19 protein-coding genes are annotated in these 17079 nt (G+C 63.0%); 6 read left to right on the plus strand and 13 right to left on the minus strand.

Features of this window, described 5'->3' with window-relative positions; all coding sequences use genetic code 11:
- Positions 1 to 9: 9 nt before the first annotated feature.
- Positions 10 to 1155: a serine hydrolase domain-containing protein gene (locus VKT51_10730; protein ID HLJ84637.1), complete on the plus strand. Its 1146-nt coding sequence runs from the start codon at positions 10 to 12 to the stop codon at positions 1153 to 1155.
- On the opposite strand, the gene ccsB is transcribed toward VKT51_10730, so the two are convergent.
- The 6 genes from ccsB to ubiE all read right to left on the minus strand — a co-directional run bounded on the left by ccsB (position 1156) and on the right by ubiE (position 6341).
- Positions 1156 to 2040: a c-type cytochrome biogenesis protein CcsB gene (gene ccsB / locus VKT51_10735; protein HLJ84638.1), complete on the minus strand. Its 885-nt coding sequence runs from the start codon at positions 2038 to 2040 to the stop codon at positions 1156 to 1158. It abuts the gene before it with no gap.
- Positions 2033 to 3457 (minus strand): cytochrome c biogenesis protein ResB, encoded by a 1425-nt coding sequence (locus VKT51_10740; GenBank protein ID HLJ84639.1) that lies wholly within the window; start codon positions 3455 to 3457, stop codon positions 2033 to 2035. Before VKT51_10740 ends, ccsB begins: the two co-directional genes overlap by 8 nt.
- Before the next feature lie 52 nt (positions 3458 to 3509).
- Positions 3510 to 4250, minus strand: a complete 741-nt coding sequence (gene tatC / locus VKT51_10745) for a twin-arginine translocase subunit TatC (GenBank protein ID HLJ84640.1) — start codon at positions 4248 to 4250, stop codon at positions 3510 to 3512.
- A 9-nt stretch (positions 4251 to 4259) separates the two neighbouring features.
- Positions 4260 to 4514, minus strand: a complete 255-nt coding sequence (locus VKT51_10750; GenBank protein ID HLJ84641.1) for a twin-arginine translocase TatA/TatE family subunit — start codon at positions 4512 to 4514, stop codon at positions 4260 to 4262.
- Between the two features lie 79 nt (positions 4515 to 4593).
- The gene (locus VKT51_10755; protein ID HLJ84642.1) at positions 4594 to 5607 is read right to left on the minus strand and encodes a polyprenyl synthetase family protein; all 1014 of its coding nucleotides are present in this window, start codon (positions 5605 to 5607) and stop codon (positions 4594 to 4596) included.
- The gene (gene ubiE, locus VKT51_10760) at positions 5604 to 6341 is read right to left on the minus strand and encodes a bifunctional demethylmenaquinone methyltransferase/2-methoxy-6-polyprenyl-1,4-benzoquinol methylase UbiE (protein HLJ84643.1); all 738 of its coding nucleotides are present in this window, start codon (positions 6339 to 6341) and stop codon (positions 5604 to 5606) included. Before ubiE ends, VKT51_10755 begins: the two co-directional genes overlap by 4 nt.
- Positions 6342 to 6435: 94 nt before the next feature.
- Here ubiE and VKT51_10765 point away from each other — a divergent pair, with 94 nt between their 5' ends.
- Together VKT51_10765 and VKT51_10770 are read left to right on the plus strand one after the other, a co-directional pair.
- Positions 6436 to 7257 (plus strand): phospholipase D-like domain-containing protein, encoded by an 822-nt coding sequence (locus tag VKT51_10765; GenBank protein HLJ84644.1) that lies wholly within the window; start codon positions 6436 to 6438, stop codon positions 7255 to 7257.
- A gap of 73 nt (positions 7258 to 7330) precedes the next feature.
- Positions 7331 to 8005 (plus strand): ElyC/SanA/YdcF family protein, encoded by a 675-nt coding sequence (locus VKT51_10770; protein ID HLJ84645.1) that lies wholly within the window; start codon positions 7331 to 7333, stop codon positions 8003 to 8005.
- Between the two features lie 76 nt (positions 8006 to 8081).
- On the opposite strand, the gene VKT51_10775 is transcribed toward VKT51_10770, so the two are convergent.
- From VKT51_10775 to VKT51_10790, 4 genes are all read right to left on the minus strand, one after another.
- Positions 8082 to 8864, minus strand: coding sequence for a TatD family hydrolase (locus VKT51_10775; protein HLJ84646.1), 783 nt, complete (start codon positions 8862 to 8864; stop codon positions 8082 to 8084).
- Positions 8861 to 10399 carry a methionine--tRNA ligase gene (metG, locus tag VKT51_10780; GenBank protein ID HLJ84647.1) on the minus strand — a complete coding sequence of 513 codons (1539 nt, stop codon included), beginning with the start codon at positions 10397 to 10399 and terminating at the stop codon, positions 8861 to 8863. The genes VKT51_10775 and metG overlap by 4 nt, the downstream gene beginning before the upstream one ends.
- A gap of 86 nt (positions 10400 to 10485) precedes the next feature.
- Positions 10486 to 11322: a 16S rRNA (cytidine(1402)-2'-O)-methyltransferase gene (rsmI, locus tag VKT51_10785; GenBank protein HLJ84648.1), complete on the minus strand. Its 837-nt coding sequence runs from the start codon at positions 11320 to 11322 to the stop codon at positions 10486 to 10488.
- A gap of 44 nt (positions 11323 to 11366) precedes the next feature.
- Positions 11367 to 12791, minus strand: a complete 1425-nt coding sequence (locus VKT51_10790; protein HLJ84649.1) for an alkaline phosphatase family protein — start codon at positions 12789 to 12791, stop codon at positions 11367 to 11369.
- A 138-nt stretch (positions 12792 to 12929) separates the two neighbouring features.
- On the opposite strand from VKT51_10790, the gene VKT51_10795 reads away from it, so the two are divergent.
- Together VKT51_10795 and VKT51_10800 are read left to right on the plus strand one after the other, a co-directional pair.
- The gene (locus VKT51_10795; GenBank protein ID HLJ84650.1) at positions 12930 to 13742 is read left to right on the plus strand and encodes an isocitrate lyase/phosphoenolpyruvate mutase family protein; all 813 of its coding nucleotides are present in this window, start codon (positions 12930 to 12932) and stop codon (positions 13740 to 13742) included.
- 12 nt (positions 13743 to 13754) lie between these two features.
- Positions 13755 to 14105, plus strand: a complete 351-nt coding sequence (locus VKT51_10800) for a DUF5069 domain-containing protein (protein ID HLJ84651.1) — start codon at positions 13755 to 13757, stop codon at positions 14103 to 14105.
- Here VKT51_10800 and VKT51_10805 read toward each other — a convergent pair.
- Complete coding sequence (locus tag VKT51_10805; GenBank protein ID HLJ84652.1) at positions 14102 to 14716, minus strand: carbonic anhydrase; 615 nt, start codon at positions 14714 to 14716, stop codon at positions 14102 to 14104. The two genes, VKT51_10800 and VKT51_10805, sit on opposite strands and share 4 nt — an antisense overlap.
- Positions 14717 to 14838: 122 nt before the next feature.
- Between VKT51_10805 and VKT51_10810 the strand changes: the two genes are divergently transcribed.
- Positions 14839 to 15612: a VOC family protein gene (locus VKT51_10810; GenBank protein HLJ84653.1), complete on the plus strand. Its 774-nt coding sequence runs from the start codon at positions 14839 to 14841 to the stop codon at positions 15610 to 15612.
- 33 nt (positions 15613 to 15645) lie between these two features.
- Here VKT51_10810 and VKT51_10815 read toward each other — a convergent pair whose 3' ends face one another.
- Together VKT51_10815 and VKT51_10820 are read right to left on the minus strand one after the other, a co-directional pair.
- Positions 15646 to 16641, minus strand: a complete 996-nt coding sequence (locus VKT51_10815) for an aldo/keto reductase (GenBank protein HLJ84654.1) — start codon at positions 16639 to 16641, stop codon at positions 15646 to 15648.
- An 18-nt stretch (positions 16642 to 16659) separates the two neighbouring features.
- Positions 16660 to 17064, minus strand: coding sequence for a cupin domain-containing protein (locus tag VKT51_10820; GenBank protein ID HLJ84655.1), 405 nt, complete (start codon positions 17062 to 17064; stop codon positions 16660 to 16662).
- Positions 17065 to 17079: the final 15 nt, after the last annotated feature.

The raw sequence follows: 17079 nt of genomic DNA on the forward strand, positions 1-17079 counted from the left end.
ACGACGCTCATGAACGTTCGCCGGCTCCCGTCAAGCCTTTGGCTTCTCGCCGCTGCATCAGCCGTCGCATGTGTGCTGCACGCACAGGCATCCGCGCGAGCCGCAGGGGCGCCGACGATCGATCGAGCGGCGTCGGACAAGCTGCAAGCGGTGCTCGACGAGAGCCGGCGCAAAACCGGCACGCCAGGAGTGAGTGCGGCCGTGATGGTCGACGGGCACGTCGTCTGGCAAGGTCAAAGCGGATACGCCGATTCGGGCCGCCGTCAGCCCATCGTGGCGGGAACGCTCTATTCGCTGGCAAGCGTGACGAAGATGTTCGTCTCCACGATGGTCCTCCGGCTCTACGAAAGAGGCGATCTCAGACTTGACGACCCGATCGAAGCCTACGTGCCGTCGTACATCCCGAGCACGGACAGAGTCACGATCCGCGAACTGCTTGGCCACACGAGCGGTTACGATGACGTCGAAGGATATCCAGACATCATCCGCATGCTCAACGATCCGAACTTTCACTGGCGCAGGGACATCGTGCTGCGCCGCGTCAAGCCGGTGCATTTCAAACCCGGTTCCAAATTCGAATATTCGAACACGAACTACGTCATGTTGGGCGCGGTGCTCGAACACGCCGGCGGCACGACCGTCGACGTGCTGTTCGATCGGCTGATCGCGAAGCCGCTTGCACTAGAAGGCGACGCGGATTTTGCCCGGCTCGCGCGCTTCGCGCCGCGCATCGCGCACGGGTACGACGTCGAGAACAATAAGCTCCTCGACACGTTCAGCGGCGCCCGCGACCTCGGCGTTCCGACGGGCGACTGGGGACCGGTATGGACGGACGGCGGCATCGTGGCCAGCGCGGCGGGCGTTGCTCGGTTCACTGACGCGCTATACGGAGGAAGGATTTTACGGGCCGCCACGCTTGCGCAGATGCTGCGGGCCGGTCCCGACGGTTCGTACGGGCTCGGCACCCTGCGCTTGCGCTTCGACGGCCACACGTGGCAAGGCCACGACGGGTTCTACTCAGGATTCACGACAGAGACGTTCTACGATTTCTCGCGTCGCATGACGGTCACGGTGTTGACGAATCGCACGGACAACAACGATCCGGCTGCCGCCATCTGGAACCATCTCGTGATCGCGGTGGATGCGCTGCGCTGATCACTTATAGGAGTGCAGGCCGCTGATCCAGATGTTGACGCCGAAATAGCAGAACAAGATGCTGGCAAAGCCCACGATCGACGTGACCGCTGAGTTGAACCCCTGCCAAGACGGGCGCGTGTGCATGTGCAGGTACGCCGCATAGACGAGCCATGACGCCAGCGCTGCGGTCTCCTTCGGATCCCACTGCCAATACGAGCCCCACGCGTCGTGCGCCCAGAGCGCGCCAAGCACGATGCCGATCGTGAGCAGTATCTCGCCGACCGCGACCACGCGATAGGTCACGACGTCCAATTTCGCAGATGGCGGAACGTCGGCCAGCCAGCGCGGCGTGGTGCCGGCTCGCTCAGCGCGCCTCTTGTATAAGTAGAGGACGCTGGTCGCGAACGAGATCAAGAACGCTGCGTACGCGGCGAGCACGATCGGAACGTGGTAGACGATCCAATACGACTTGAGCGAAGGGACGAGCGGTTCGAGACCCTTGTTCCAGCCGCTCGCGTATGCGAGCAGCGCGTCGGCGACTGCGAAGACGATCGGGCCTGCATACCATATCGAAAAACGCGCGCCGAAGATCAGAAAGAGCACGACCGTCCAGAGCACCACCACGGAGAGCGACCCGTAGAGATCGTTCCACGGCACGTGGCCGCTGTAAAACCAGCGGAGACTCAAGCTGACGACTTGGCACAGGGCGCCCACGCTTGCGAGCGCGACGCCGCCGATCAGCACGGCTCGATTGCGGAAGAACAGCCAACCGACGAAGATCGCGAACGCGAACACGTAGATGATGACGGCCGCGAGGTACCACTCCATGTATTGCAGCGAGTGCGCGCTCAGCGCAGCCGCGGCGTTTGAATTGTACTGAGAGTATGCGCCCCCGTCAGACATTTGCGTTCACCGCTTTCACGCCGGGCTGCGCATGTGCCGTCAGGGTCGGCGCGTCAGCCGAGAGCACTGAGCGCCAACCCGCGACGAGGTCGGCGAACTCGTCTTCATACATCGCGTTCCCCTTCGTGGTCGTGACGGCGACGTCCGCTAGCGTGCCCGGCACACCGTCGCGGATGCGAGCATATAACTTGACCGGCAGAAAGAACAATGAGATCACGAATCCCGCGATGAGTATCGCGACGCCGGCGCCGACGAACGATTCTCCCGGATCGCTTCTATACGTGAGACCGGACCACGCGATCGGCGAGAGCGCGGTCAGACGGTAACCATCGCCGACATCGACGCTCTTCCCCACGGGCAAGAAGATCGGCTTGTCGGTCGTGGGGATGTTATCGTGAAATGCCCAGAAGATATATTCATCGTGTGCCGGCAGCGGCGCGCCGGGTGGAACCTGCGAGGGGTCGCTCGGGCCGGCCATGGTCATATACTGGAACCCGCGGCTCGTGCCGGGGAAGAGCAGTTCATCTTGCGGCATGAGCCGCTGCGTACCGTCCAAAGCGACCGCTCGTCCGTTATGCGTCACGGCCATGCGGCCTGCAAAGCCATACGACGCTTGGTAGATATAGACGCCGCCGCTTGTGACGTACGGATGATTCACGATGATCTTCGGCGCCGCGTGGTCGTTGGGGCCGGCCACCGTCACGTCGGATTCAAATTTCGATGCTTGATAGAGAACACCGGTCGGTGTGCGGACCGGCTCGAATTCGGCGGTGAACTTATCGAGCGTGAGCTGAACCGGCGTGTGCTCGATCGCAAGCGTCTGACCTTCGAAGACCTGAATCGCGCCGCGATATCCGTAGCGCCAGCCGAGGAACACGCCGAGGCAGAGCACGACGAAGCCGAGGTGTGCGATCAAAACGCCGTATCGCGCCCATTTCCTCGAGTGCGCGAACGTCCAGTGCGCACCGTCGATCTCTTGCGTGCGGATGACGAAACCGCGCTTGCGCAGGTACGAATCCGACGCGCGCGCCGCATCTTCTCGTGGCTGAGATGTCGAGAAGCTCGCGTGGAGCGCGAAATGATCGATCGGTACCGCGCGATCCGGCGGGAATCGCTTCGGAATGACGCGGCGGAACGTGCACACCGTCATCGAGATGAGCAGCAGCACGACGAGAGCGATGTACGGCACGGAGTGGAAGACGCCGTCTAGATGCAGGCGCACGATGAGATTGGCGACCGGCGCCGGGTACTCGGCGTAGTAGTGGTCGGCCGTCTGATTCTGGTCTATGATCGTGCCGATGGTCGTCGCCGCCGCCCAGACGCAGAAAACTCCGACTGGGAAGAGCACGTTGCTCAAGACGTCGAGGATCTCGTCGACGATCGGTTTTTGTGGGCGGCCGCGAACTGTCGTGCTCATGTCTTCGTGCGCGCGCTTCTTGTGCGTTTTCGCGCATACCTAGACCGCCTGTTCACGCCGCTGCGATTTTCGGCTGAGTGAGGCGCACGACGACGATGCTCGCGAGATAGAGGCCGACCAGCGGCAGCGCCAGCAGCGCCATCGTCAGCGGGTTGCCGTCGGGCGCCGCCACGCCGGCCAGCACGCAGATGACCACGGTCGCGTGGCGCCATTTATCTGCCAGCATCTTCGCGTTGACCAAGCCCACGCTCGCGAGGATCGACAGCACGATCGGCAGCTGGAACATCACGGCGAAGATCGCGAGCAAGATCGCGACGAAGCCGATGGTCGGATCGAGCTGATACGTCCCGACGAGACCTGCCGACTGCGTCAGACCGAAGAGCGCGTGCAGCACGAACGGCAAGATGATAAAACCGCAGAACGCAATGCCGGCTGCGGACATCGCGAAGGATGGGATCACATACCAGCCGATCTTCTTGCGCACGCGTTTGTCCAGCGCCGGCGCGACGAACGCATACGCCTGATAGAGAACGATGGGCATGCCGATGACGATACCGCTCAGCAACGAGAGTTTAATCTCGACGGTGATCACCTCGGCGGGTGAGAAGACGTGCAGTTGGATGCCGTTGAGGAAGTGGATCTGCACCCATGCCAACAGCCGCGGCATCAATGGGAACGCTGCGGCTGAGACGACCACCACGGCGGCGATCGAGATGAGCAGACGGTTACGCAGCTCCGCGAGGTGCTGCGTGAACGTCATCTCTACATCGTCGTCGCGAACGTCGTCGGGCAACTGACCCGCTTACGTCTGGCCTGGAGGCGGGTTCTGATGCGGGGCGGTCGGGGTTTGCGGCGGCGGCGGTAGCGGCGGCGGTTCTGCCGGAGGCTGCGGTTCGGCCACGCTTGCCGTCGGATGGAGTGCGGTATCGAATTCTTTCTTCGCAAGGCCCATCGAACGCGCGAGTTTCGGGAGTCGGTCCGCGCCGAAAAGCAGCACGACCACACCGACGATCGCGAGAATGATGGGCGTGTCAAGGATGGCGAAAACCGGTATCATCGAGCGTTGGCTCCTTATCCGGCGCAGGCGGCCGTTTAGGTCTCTGTACCTATTGCGGCAACTCCGCTCGCGCCCTGCTTTAGACCGATGAAAATCCCGTAAAACCGCGCGTGATGCGCTGCAGTTCGTCGCGCCCGGGCGTGGCCGGAAGACGACCGAGAGCAGACTCGGCATGCGCGGCGAACTCGGCGGCTTTGGCGGCTGCCCGTTCGATGCCGCCGCTCGTGCGCACGAGGTCGATCGTGCGGTGACGCTGTGCGACCGCTTCAACTGTGTCGGGATCGTCAAACGCGAAGAGCTCTGCGATTGCCGGCCGAAGCGCGCTTTGACCGCCGCCAAGCGCGTAGATCAATGGCAGCGTCATCTTCTTTTCGCGAAGGTCGGAGCCGGCCGGCTTACCGAGTTCCGCCTCCGTCGCGGTATAATCCAATATGTCGTCGCGGATCTGGAACGCCATGCCGAACGACCGTCCGAATTCGCGAAGCGTTTGCACCGCGGGCGACTCGCGCAGTTGCGGACCTGCGGTCGAGCCTGTCTGGAGCAACGCAGCGATCGCGCCGCATTCGGCACATGCAGCGAACAGCTCCGCCGTCTTCTTTCCTATGATATCGAAATATACGTCGGGTGCGAGATCCGGATTGCCGGCGGCCCGCAGCTGCTTCACCTCGCCGTTGCAGATCTCGGCGAGCATCGCAGCGAGTATCGTCGGGACCGGATTTTGGTAACCTTGGGTCACCTTCTTGAAGACCCATGAGAAGAGATAATCCCCGGCGAGGACAGAGAAACGATTGCCGAGGGCGTGGTTTGTGGATTCGCGGCCGCGGCGGATGTCGGCGTTGTCCAGCACGTCGTCGTGGATGAGCGTGGCGACGTGGATGAGCTCCATGTACGACGCGAGGACCGGGTCTTCGGTGGCAGCGGCGACGCACGCGCGCGCCGCGAGCATCGTGATCCGCGGCCGCAGCCGCTTTCCGCCGGCATCCAACATGTTCCAGACCGCACCGGCGATGTGCGCGTTCTCGGCCGACAGTTCTTCGCGGACGAATTCTTCGACGACGGATTGAATCGCGGACTGCGGCGAACTCGTGATCACGCGACACCCGCCTGCTCGAGCCGGCCGCTGTCCGCCGTCACCGCGGTCGACGGCCGCGTTCCGGAATGGATCGTCACGATGCCGCCGAGGAGCCGGACGTAGCGCGCATGTTCAAAACCGGCAGCTGCGAAAATGCCGGCCAGCCTATCCGCGTCGGGAAAGTTGACGAGCGACTGCGGGAGATAGCGATACGCAGCCGCATCGCCGCCGACGATCCGGCCGAGCAGCGGCACGACGCCGTAGAAGTGAAGATAGAACATTTTCCGCCACAACGGATTCGGCGGTTTTGAGATCTCGAGGTTGACGAACGACGCCCCTGGTCGAAGGACGCGCCAGATCTCTCGGAGACCAGCGGCGACGTCAACGAGATTTCGCATGGAAAAACCCATCGTCGCGCCGCTAAAACTCGCGTCCTCGAACGGCAGACGCAGCGCATCTGCCTGAACGAACTCAATGTTCGGCGCCGCGTTCTTTGCTCGGGCGACCTCGAGCATAACGGGGCTGAAATCCACGCCGGTGACACGGCCATTTGGGACGCGCCGTGCGAGATCGCGCGTCATCACGCCGGTGCCGCAGCAGAGGTCGAGAAGGCGCGCATCGTTCGCGGGCGCGAGCATGTCGATCGCCTTGCGGCGCCACGATGCATCGATACCCGCGGTCATCACGGAGTTGGTGAGATCGTATCGCCGCGCGATGCGATCGAACATCTCGCGCACGACGCCGCCTTTGTCCATGTGTTTCGCGCTTCGGATGGCCGGAAAACGATTCCTGGGAACGGCTTCGCGCCGGTCAACTAGACTCGCATGGAGGGAGCGGTGAGGATGAGGCATGAGCGATCTTGCCGTCTGCTTCGGACCTGCCGCGCGTGTCGTCATCTGCCAAGCGTTCGACCACGCCACGAAATCGATCTGCGCAGAATTCTACGACCTGAAAGATGGCGCCGTCAGAGCAGCTCTTGCCCGCGCGCGAGCGCGCGGCGTCGCCGTCGATGTCCGCACCGAGCACCATCGCCACGCGTTCACTTCGCATGCCGTCCTGCATGCAAAAGCCGCAGTCGTCGACGGACGCACGGCGATCATCACCACTGCCAATGTTACGCGTTCCGGCTTCGACTCACCCGGCGAAGTGTGCGTGGTCGATCATCGGCCGGACGACGTTCGCGCGCTTTCCGCCGCGATCGCCGGTTTCCCCGATCCGGCATTGCCCGACGAAAGAATCGCGGCTGGTCCTGGCTCGTCTCTGCGCGCTTCCATCGCAACGCTCCTCAGTTCATCTTCCGACTTGCGCATCGCATCGGAAGATCTCTCCGACGAAAGTGTTGTGGAAGCGTTGATCGCCCGCCGCGCCGCAGGCCGTCACGATCGCGTGCTGATCAATGAACGAGGCGCGCTCAGCCGCGAAGAACGGAGAACCGTTTGCCGGCTCAATGGCGCCGGCATCGCCGTACGCGCGCCGGTCGACGCGTACATGCACGAGAAATACGTCGACGATGGCGATCGCATCTACATCGGCTCAGCCAACCTCACGCGCAACGGGCTCGACGAGGGCCGAGAGATCGGCGTGGTAGCGCCCGCCGGCGACTTCGGAATCGGCGCCGCCCGATTGCGCGCGAATTTCGACGCGCTCTGGTCCTCCTCGTCCCCTGTGTAGGGCGGACCTTTATGGTCCGCCTGGGTTTTTTCTCGCGGGTGCGCCCGCGCGCGAGGTGGAAGCGTGCGCCGACATGCGGATAACACGTCGAGTTCGCACAGTTCGTAACATCCGTCTAGTCTGGGTTCTCGCGGCTTTTGTATCGCTCGCTTGCATCGCGCCGCTGTGCGCGCGGCTCTATATCTCGGCGGTTACGTCGCAGCGCCGCTACGTCGTCATTGCAACCGTGCCCGCGCGCCACGTAGCTCTCGTCTTCGGCGCCGGATTGCTTCCCGATGGTTCGCCGACACCGATGTTGGCGGACCGGGTCGATGCGGCGGTGGAACTCTATCGCGCGGGAAAAGTTATGGAACTGTTATTTTCCGGTGACAATAGCCGGCCGGAATATAATGAAGTCGGCGCGATGTTCAAGTACGCGGTTGAACGCGGTGTTCCGGGATCCGCGATCACGCTCGACTACGCGGGATTCGACACGTATGACAGCTGCTATCGCGCACACGCGATATTCGGTGTGACTTCGGCGATACTCGTGACGCAGCGCTATCATCTGCCGCGCGCGGTGTATGACTGCACGATGCTCGGCATCGACGCGGTCGGCGTGGGAACGCCCGATTGGGGCGCCTACGGCGATAGCATGATGGCGGGTTATGAAGTACGCGAGACTGTCGCCGATGTCAAATCGCTCTGGGACATAAACGTAAGCCACCGCCCAGCTACGCTGACGGGAGCCTACCTCGGAATGCATTGAGGCGCGGGCCGACTGGCGTCGGCCCCTTCGGTCCGTTCTTACCCTTTCGGTCGGTTCTTACGCGATGCTTGCGCTACTAGGGCGGCGATAATCGGGGGAAGAGGCGCGCTGCATTCGCGGTCGTGGCGGCGGCGATCTCGGCTTCACTCGAGCCGCGCAGTTCTGCCACTCTGCTACAGGTCAACGCGAGATGCGCCGGCTCGTTGCGCTTGCCGCGAAACGGCGTCGGCGTCATGTACGGGCAATCGGTTTCCAGCACGAGGCGATCGAGCGGCGCGCGCGCGATGGTGTCGTGCAGTTGCAGGGCGTTCTTGAACGTGGCAGCGCCGCCGATGCCCAGATACACGTCGAATTCATCGATAAACGCCTTGGCACTCGTCCAATCGCCCGTCCAACAGTGGATCACGGCGCGGCGGCTGCGATCGAAGTGTTCGCGCAGCAGCAGGGCGACGTCGTCTTCCGCCTCGCGGCAGTGGATGATGGCCGGCAGATCGAGCCGCGCAGCGAGATCGAGCTGGCGCGCGAACACATCGCGCTGAATCGAACGCTCGGAGAAATCGTAGTGATAATCGAGACCCATTTCGCCGACGGCGACCACGGCCGGATTCTGTGCCGCTGCCGCAAGCCACGTGAGATCGCCCGCGTTCTTGGCTTCGTGCGGATGAACGCCGACGGCCGGCGCAAGCGCTGGGTGAGCCGCGGCAAGAGCGATCGTCGCGGCGCTCGTCGCCTCGTCCTGTCCGGCGGAGACGATGCGGCGCACTCCGGCTTGCATGGCCCGGTCGAGCACGGCGTCAAGATCTTCGACAAACGCTTCGCCATCGAGGTGCGCGTGCGTGTCGACGAGATCGAGCGTCACGACGCGGCAGCGGCGGCTTCAACCCGAGGGAAGAGCGCAGGAGGCACCGTCGTATGCGAACCCGTGGGAAGCGCGCCCCAGCGGAGCGTATCGGTCCACGGCGCACCCGGAACGCCCGTCAGGCCGAGCGAGGACCACATGACGTCGGCGCTCGTCGGCATGAACGGATACACGAATGCCGCGATCCAGCGCAACCCTTCGCATAGATCGTACAGGACCCGGTCGAGCTCAGCCCGGTCTGCTTTTTTCGCCAACTCCCACGGCTTCGTCTGTTCCACGTACAGGTTAAGCGCGCGCACCCGCTCCCAAGCGCTACTCAGCGCGCCCCGGAAATCCACGCGAGCGAGAGCGTCTTCGTACGCCGCCCGCGCGTCGTCGAAGGCCGCAGACAACGAATCGTTGACGTGCGATTCGGGCACGACGCCATCGCGGTAGCGTGCTAGCATCGAAAGCGTCCGCTGCACGAGATTGCCGAGGTCGTTTGCGAGGTCCGCATTGTAGCGCCGCAGCGTCTGCTCTTCGCTGAATCCGAAGTCGGATCCGAACGTCGCTTGCGCGAAGAGGACGTAGCGCATAGCGTCGACGCCGAACTGCGCGATCAGGTCGGCGGGCCGGACCACGGTGCCCTTGCTCTTGCTCATCTTCTCGCCTTCCATTGTGATCCAGCCGTTGGCGAAGACGAGCGCGGGCAGCGGAAGTTCGAGCGCCATGAGCAGTGCCGGCCAGATGATCGTGTGGAAGCGGAGGATCTCTTTGCCGATGAGATGCACGTCGGCCGGCCAGAGATGCGAGAACCGATCGAGATCGAGCGGGTAGCCGGCAGCGGTGATATAGTTGCAGATCGCATCTACCCAGACATAGATCGTTCCGCCGCCGCCCGGCAGAGGCACACCCCAACCAACCGTCGCGCGCGACACGCAGAGATCTTCCAAGCCGCCTTCGAGGAGCGAGAACATCTCATTATATGCGCTTTGCGGGCGCACCCAACCAGGATTGTCGCGGAAGTGCGCGATCAGGCGATCGCGGTACGCCGAGAGCTTGAAGAACAGCGCGTCTTCGGAAACCCACTCCACTTCTCGCCTGCACTCGGGATTCGGACAGCGGCCGTCGATGAGTTTGCTCTCCGGCCAGAACGTCTCATCGTTGCGGCAATACCAACCTTCGTAGCGCCCGGGCACGATGTCGCCTTTCTCGCGCAGCATCGTGAAGATGCGCTGGACGGCCTTTTCGTGATCCGGATCGGTCGTGCGGATGAATTGGTCGTACGAGATATCGATATCCCGCCACTGCTGTTTCCAGCGCTCGACGATCTGATCGCAGAACGCTTTGGGCGTCATGCCCGCCGCCGCCGCGACGTCGGCGATGCGCTGCCCGTGCTCATCCGTGCCGGTCAGGAAATGCGATTTGCCCTTCCCGGCGACGCGATGGTACCGCGCCAGCACGTCTGCGGCGATCGTGCTGTACGCGTGGCCGATATGCGGTGTGCTGTTCGTATAGTACAGCGGCGTCGTGAGGTAAAAAGTATCCTTGGCCATATCCGCTCATGTGCGTTCGGAGACGCCAAAACCCCTGCCGCGTCGGCGCGATGCTATTCGAAGGGGCCGACGTCAGTCGGCCCACCCTATTCGCGATCTGCTTCTTCCTGCGCGAGCTCGTACAGTGCGCGTTTCGAAACGCTCGTGATGCCGTGCAGCGCTCGAGCGACCGCGCTCACGCTCGCGCCGCCGGCGAGAAGCGCGCGCACCGCCGACCGTATCGCGGGCGATATTTCCGCGGATGGCGCGTCGTTCGGCGCGCCTTCGATCACAACCGTGAACTCGCCGCGCGCCGGCCACGAGATCGCTGCGCGAGCTTCGGCTGCGCTGCCGAGCACTTGCTGCTCGAATTTTTTGGTGTATTCGCGAAGGACGAATATCCGCCGGTCGCCCAGTTCGCGCTCGATATCGTCGAGCAGCGCGCGCATGCGGACGGGCGCTTCGTACAGCACCGTGCATGCGGGCTCTCGAACGAGGCCGGCGAGGTAGGCGGCACGCGGTCCCGGCTTGCGCGGCGGGAAACCGTCGAAGCGGAAACGCGACGCGTCAAACCCCGAGAGGACAACCGCGCTCGGGACCGCGCTTGGACCGGGAAGCACTTCAATTGCGGCACCCGCCGCGCGCGCGGCGCGGATCATCTCGATGCCCGGATCGGAGATGCCGGGCATGCCGGCATCGCTCACCATGGCCACGGTCTTCCCTGCAGCCAGCAGTGTACGGAGCGCATCGATCCTGCGTGCCGCCACGCGTTCGTGGAATGACTGCACCGGCTTGTCGATGTTGTGCGCGCGCAGCAGCACAGCGCTGACGCGCGTATCTTCCGCGAAGATCACGTCGCATTCACGCAGCGTCCGCAAGACGCGCAGCGTGATATCTTCCAGATTGCCGAGCGGTGTCGGGCAAAGAACCAAACGTCCGGCCATAGCGCGGTGCATTCCGCGGGCAGCCGGCGAATCGCTCTTGCGCGCTAGCCGCCCGAGTTCACCAAGGCCTTTGACGGATCGAGGATGAGCGGTGCGCGCGGTTCCTGGCTGAAGTCGAAATCGTTGCGCAGGTCACCGAGGATCGGCTGGTTCTCGCGCACGTCGGGTCGAGGATCCGGACGGCCATCGGTCTTTGGGTCGATGCGCTCGCTGCTAAGGAAATCGTCCTCGATGAATTTGACGTACGCGTCGAACGAGAGCGTCTGGTGGTCGATATAGCCACGTCGCGCATACGGGCTGATCACGAGCGCCGGCACGCGCAACCCATAGCCGTTCTGATCGACGGTCGGCGGCTTGACGTGGTCGTAGAAGCCGCCCCAATCATCCCAGGCCAGAAAGATGGCGCTCGATTTCCAATCCGGCCCTTGCATGACTGCGTTGATGACGCCCGTGACATACTGTTGCCCCGCGCTGACCGCTGCCGGCGGATGTTCGCTCACGCGGCTGTTCGGGCAGATCCACACGACCGACGGAAGCGTTCCGTTCTTGGCCGCCGCGTAGAACTCGTCGATGCTCTCGATGTTGCTCAGCTGACCATCTTGGCGGACGGTCGTGAAAAACGGCAGGGGGTTCCAGATGCCGGGCGTGCGCGCGCCGAGCCGGCCTTGCCGGCCGGTCAGCGAATCATCTTCTGTGTCCGGCTCGGATCCCGCGAATATGTAGTACGCCCAGCTCACGCCGTGTGCGTGCAGCAGGTACGTGAGATCGGTCCACGCATAGTTGGGCGGCGCATGCGTGCGCAGCCGCGGCGGTCCGAAGTCCGGCGGCATGCCCGGACTCTGCAACGCGTTCGTGCACGATGAAGGATCGTCGGGCACGGCGCAATGCGCCGACCACTCGGAGACCATGAACAGATGTTCCGGCAAGCTCCACGACGCGTTCGGCTCGAACATCGCGTCTTGCAGAACAAAATTGTCCGCATAGTCCCAATAGTTCGGCAGCTCGCGACGATCGTGGTAGCCCATGACGTCCGGAACCGTCGCGCCTTGGCAACGCGGATCGTGACTCAAGCCCTTGCACTTGATGTCGCCGTGTTCCGATCGGTCGATGAAGCCGTCCATCCGTCCGCCATCGATGTCGGCGACGGCGTCTTTCTGACCGTGCGGACCGCCGTAGTTGATGTCCGCTGAATCGTGATAGGGCGCCACGCATTTGCCTCTGGCCGGGTCGGTGACACAGACGGTCGGCACCCCGTTGCGCATCGGGATCCCGTTGACGCCGGGATACGTCCCGAAATAACTATCGAAAGAGCGGTTCTCTTGCATGATCACGATGATATGCTTGATCTTTTGGATCCCGCCCGCGTCGGTCGCCGCCGATGCCGAGGACGACGGCGCGAGCGCGGCACCGCCTTGAATGGCGGCCAGAACGGCGGCAAGCGTGATGGGTGCAAATTGACGAGCATGCATGATGGACATTATACGCCAAAACTGCCGCACTTGGGATGAAAGGCGGATTGGAGCAATCCGCTGACCGTCAGAAGGTTCGCGGTGCGCTGCGCCGCAAACCGAGACGCGAAACAAGCGATCGTGGAGAATGAACGAGCGATGAACTCGACCGATTCCGTCGCGGCCTTTCGGGCGCTGCACGCCCAAGACCGTGTTCTCGTCATCCCCAATGTTTGGGATGCGGCCTCGGCGGCCGTGTTCAAAAGCGCCGGCGCTCAGGCGATCGCCACGACGAGCTGTGGTCTCGCCTGGTCATGCGGATACCCGGACGGCGATATGCTGCCGCAAGACAGCATGCTCTTCGCCGTTCGCGCGATCTGTCGCGTGGCGCGCGGCACACCCGTCTCGGTGGATTTCGAAAGCGGTTATTCGAGTGATCCGCGCGCCGTCGCAGACGCGGTCTTGCAGCTGCGCGAGATCGGCGTGGCAGGCATCAATCTCGAGGACGGCGCCGATCGACCACAACTGACTGCCGAAAAGATCATCGCCATCAAGCGCGCTGTCGCAGGTCATGGTGATATCTTCATCAACGCGCGTACCGACGTCTATCTTCGCGAACTCGCAGCCGGAGAGGATGCGGTACGCGAGACGATCGAGCGAGGAAAGCGATTCCAAGATGCGGGCGCCGACGGTTTTTTCGTACCGGCTCTGACCGAGAACGGCGCGATCGAACGGATAACCTCGTCGGTCCCGCTGCCGCTGAACGCGCTCGTATGGCCGGGGTTGGCGCCAACGGATACGCTCTATAAGCTCGGCGTTCGCCGCTTGAGCGCGGGTGGCCGTCTTGCCGAAGTCGCTCTGAGCGCTGCACGCACCGCGGCGCGCGCGTTCATGCGCGACGAATCGCGCGACGAGGCGGTCGCTCATCCGGGCGGCGTGACGTACGACGAGATGAACGCACTCTTTCAATAGGAGACGGCTCTCGTGTCGACCGACTTTCGCGACGGACGAACATTCCCGCGCAGAGGGCGAACGCCGCTCGGGGGATTCTACTGGCTTGCCCGCCTGACGGACAAAGGCCGCGCGTCGGCCGCCGGCACGCTCCACGATTACTACTATCCATGTCCGATCGATCGCGGCATGATGGCGCAGTGGGGCGTGAAGCCTGCGCAATTCGACGCGATGCTCAGCGCGAACGCCGACGACGCTGCCGTTCTCGCGTGGGCGCAGGCGACGATTCCCGAAGCCAAACGCGATGCCGCGAATTCATGGCTGTTGGCGGAGTATATCGAGAACCTCGATCGCCAGGACCGCGAGGAAGGCGTGACCGGCTAGGCGACGAGATCTCCGCAGAGCGTGGAGACGATACCTGTGGAAAGATGGTACTCCGCGCCGACGACCGCGAGTCTGCCTTCGGACCTCGCCGCGGTGACGATCGGCTCCGACTGCTGTAAAGCAGCCGTCACGCTGCGCACGTTTTCTTCGATCGCCGCTTGGAGCAGATCATCTCGGCCTTGCGCGCGCGCGACGCTCGGCCGGATAGCGTCGATGATCGTCGCGATGCGGGACTTGGCCGTCCGTTGATGCACGACCGCGTCCACCGCAGCGGTGACTGCGCCGCAGTTCGAATGGCCTAGCACCATCACGAGCGAGCATCCGAAAGTCTCGACCGCGTATTCGATCGAGCCGATGACGTGATCGTTGAGGATGTTGCCGGCGACACGGATGACGAACAGATCGCCGAGGCTTTGATTGAATACGATCTCGATCGGCACGCGCGAATCGGAGCAGCCGAGCACCGTCGCAAACGGTCGCTGTTCGGCGATCAAATGCCGCCTCTTCACAGCGTGCGCGTGCATGGTTTCCGGCGCCACATCGGCTGCATACTTGCGATTGCCGTCGATGAGCCGCTGCAACGCGTCTGCCGGCGAAACGGTTCGATACACGCTTCGTGTCCTTTCTCGCCGCGGCCATTCGGCTTAAGGGGCTTCGACCCTGGAGGGATTGTGCATTGGGCAGAGTCAAGTGCCCCGAGCGTTTTGCTCGAAGGTGAAAGGGAGAGCTTCACATGGCTGCGGTCAAGAACTATAAGCCCGGCGAGATCTGCTGGACCGATCTTGGAACGACAAGCACTGCCGGCGCGAAAAAATTCTACAAAGGCCTGCTCGGTTGGAAGCTGACCGATTATCCATCCCCCGCTGGCGGGAAGTATACGATCGCGACCGTGAGCGGCAAAGATGTATGCGGTTTTTATCCCATGTCGGCCGAACAGAAAAAGATGAAAGCGCCGCCCATGTGGGTTCCATACGTCAACGTAAGAAATATCGCCGCAACGATCAAGAAGGCGAAAGCGGCGGGCGGAAAAGTCATCGTTCCCGCGGAGAAGATGGGGGAAATGGGCAAGATGGCCGTTCTCCTCGACCCGACCGGCGCTGCGATCGCGCTCTGGCAAGCCGACAAGAATCCGGGCGCCGGCATCGATGGCAAACCCGGCACGGTCTGTTGGCAAGATCTCAATACGCCGAAGCCTGCCGTCTCGTCGAAATTCTACTTGAAGACTTTTGGATGGAAGACGACGACCACCGAAGCCGGCGGCATGAAGTACTCGATGTTCGTCATCGGCAAGTCGCGCGAGTGCGGCATGTGGCCGACCCCGCTGAAGAACCTTCCTCCGTCGTGGGTGACCTACTTTCAGGTCGCTGACTGCGCGAAGGCAGTGGCCAAGGCCAAGCGCCTTGGCGCGAAAGTGATGATGGGAACGACTGTGGTTCCAGAGATGCTTTCGTTCGCCATATTAAAGGATCCGCAGGGCGCTGCGTTCGGAGTGCTGCAGCCGCAGTAGCGCGCCGAGCGTCGTCGCGCCGAGTTGTCCGGACTAGCGGTCAACCTGCGCCATGCGGCTCTCGTTGTATCGCGGTCCGGCCACCTTATCCGGCGAGAGCGCGGTCTCAAGTTCGGTCATGTCTTCAGACGTGATCTTCACCGTTTCCGCAGCGACATTTTCCTCGAGGTAACGTAGCCGCTTCGTTCCCGGAATCGGAACGATATCCGGGCCTTTATGCAGGAGCCACGCGAGCGCGATCTGAGCGGGCGTGGCGTTCTTGCGCGCCGCAAGTTCGCGCACGGTGGACGCGGCTCGCATGTTCGCGTCGAAATTGGCGCCTTGGTAGCGCGGGTCGTCGCGGCGGAAATCGCCGTCGACCAACTCCTCCGCACGCTTGGCCGAGCCCGTGAGAAAACCGCGGCCGAGCGGCGCAAAAGGCACGAGGCCGATGCCCAATTCACGCAAGAGCGGAATGATCCGTGGTTCGAGGTTCCGCTCCCACAGCGAGTATTCGCTCTGCAGCGCGGTTATCGGATGCACGGCGTGCGCGCGCCGGATCGTGTTCTCTCCGGCTTCCGATAGACCGAGGAAGCGGACCTTGCCTTCGCGCACGAGCTCGGCCATCGCCCCGACCGTTTCCTCGATCGGAACCGCGCGATCCACGCGATGTTGGTACAGAAGATCGATGCGATCCGTGGCGAGCCGGCGCAATGAACCTTCGACGGCTTCGCGCACATGTTCTGGCCGGCTGTCTTGGCCGACGATACCTTCCTCGCCGAAACGGAAGCCGAACTTCGTGGCGATGAAGACCTTATCTCGGTGGCCGTGCAGTGCGCGACCGATCAGCTCCTCGTTGGTATATGGTCCGTACGCTTCCGCGGTGTCGAAGAGTGTCACGCCGAGCTCGATCGCGCGATGAAGCGTCGCAACAGATTCGCGCTCGTCTCGCTCCTCGGGGCTGCCGTAGGAGGCGCTCATGCTCATGCATCCGAGGCCGAGCGCGGAAACAGTGAAGCCTTCTGAACCGAGTTTGCGAGTGCTCAACATGGTGCCGCTCCGTTTCGACTAGTCGATCGCTGCTTGATACTGCTCGTCGCTGACCTTCTCCATCCACTCGACTTGTTTGCCGTCGAGCTTTTCTTGGATGGCGATATGCGTCATAGCCGTTGCATGAGCCGCACCATGCCAATGTTTCTCGCCTGGGGCGATCACGACGACGTCGCCTGGGCGAATTTCTTCGATGGGCCCGCCCCAAAGCTGCGCTCGTCCGCAACCGGCGAGCACGACCAGCGTCTGCCCGAGCGGATGCGTGTGCCACGCCGTCCGTGCGCCCGGCTCGAACGTGACGCTCGCGCCGCTCACGCGCGCCGGATCGGACCTATCGAAAAGTGGATCGATACGGACAGTCCCAGTGAAATATTCCGCCGGTCCCTTACCGGAAGGCTGCGAGCCTGCGCGCTTGATGTCCATCTTCTTCCTTTCGGA

The organism is Candidatus Eremiobacteraceae bacterium (assembly GCA_035295225.1).
In the GTDB taxonomy this organism is placed as follows: Bacteria; Vulcanimicrobiota; Vulcanimicrobiia; order Eremiobacterales; family Eremiobacteraceae; genus JABCYQ01.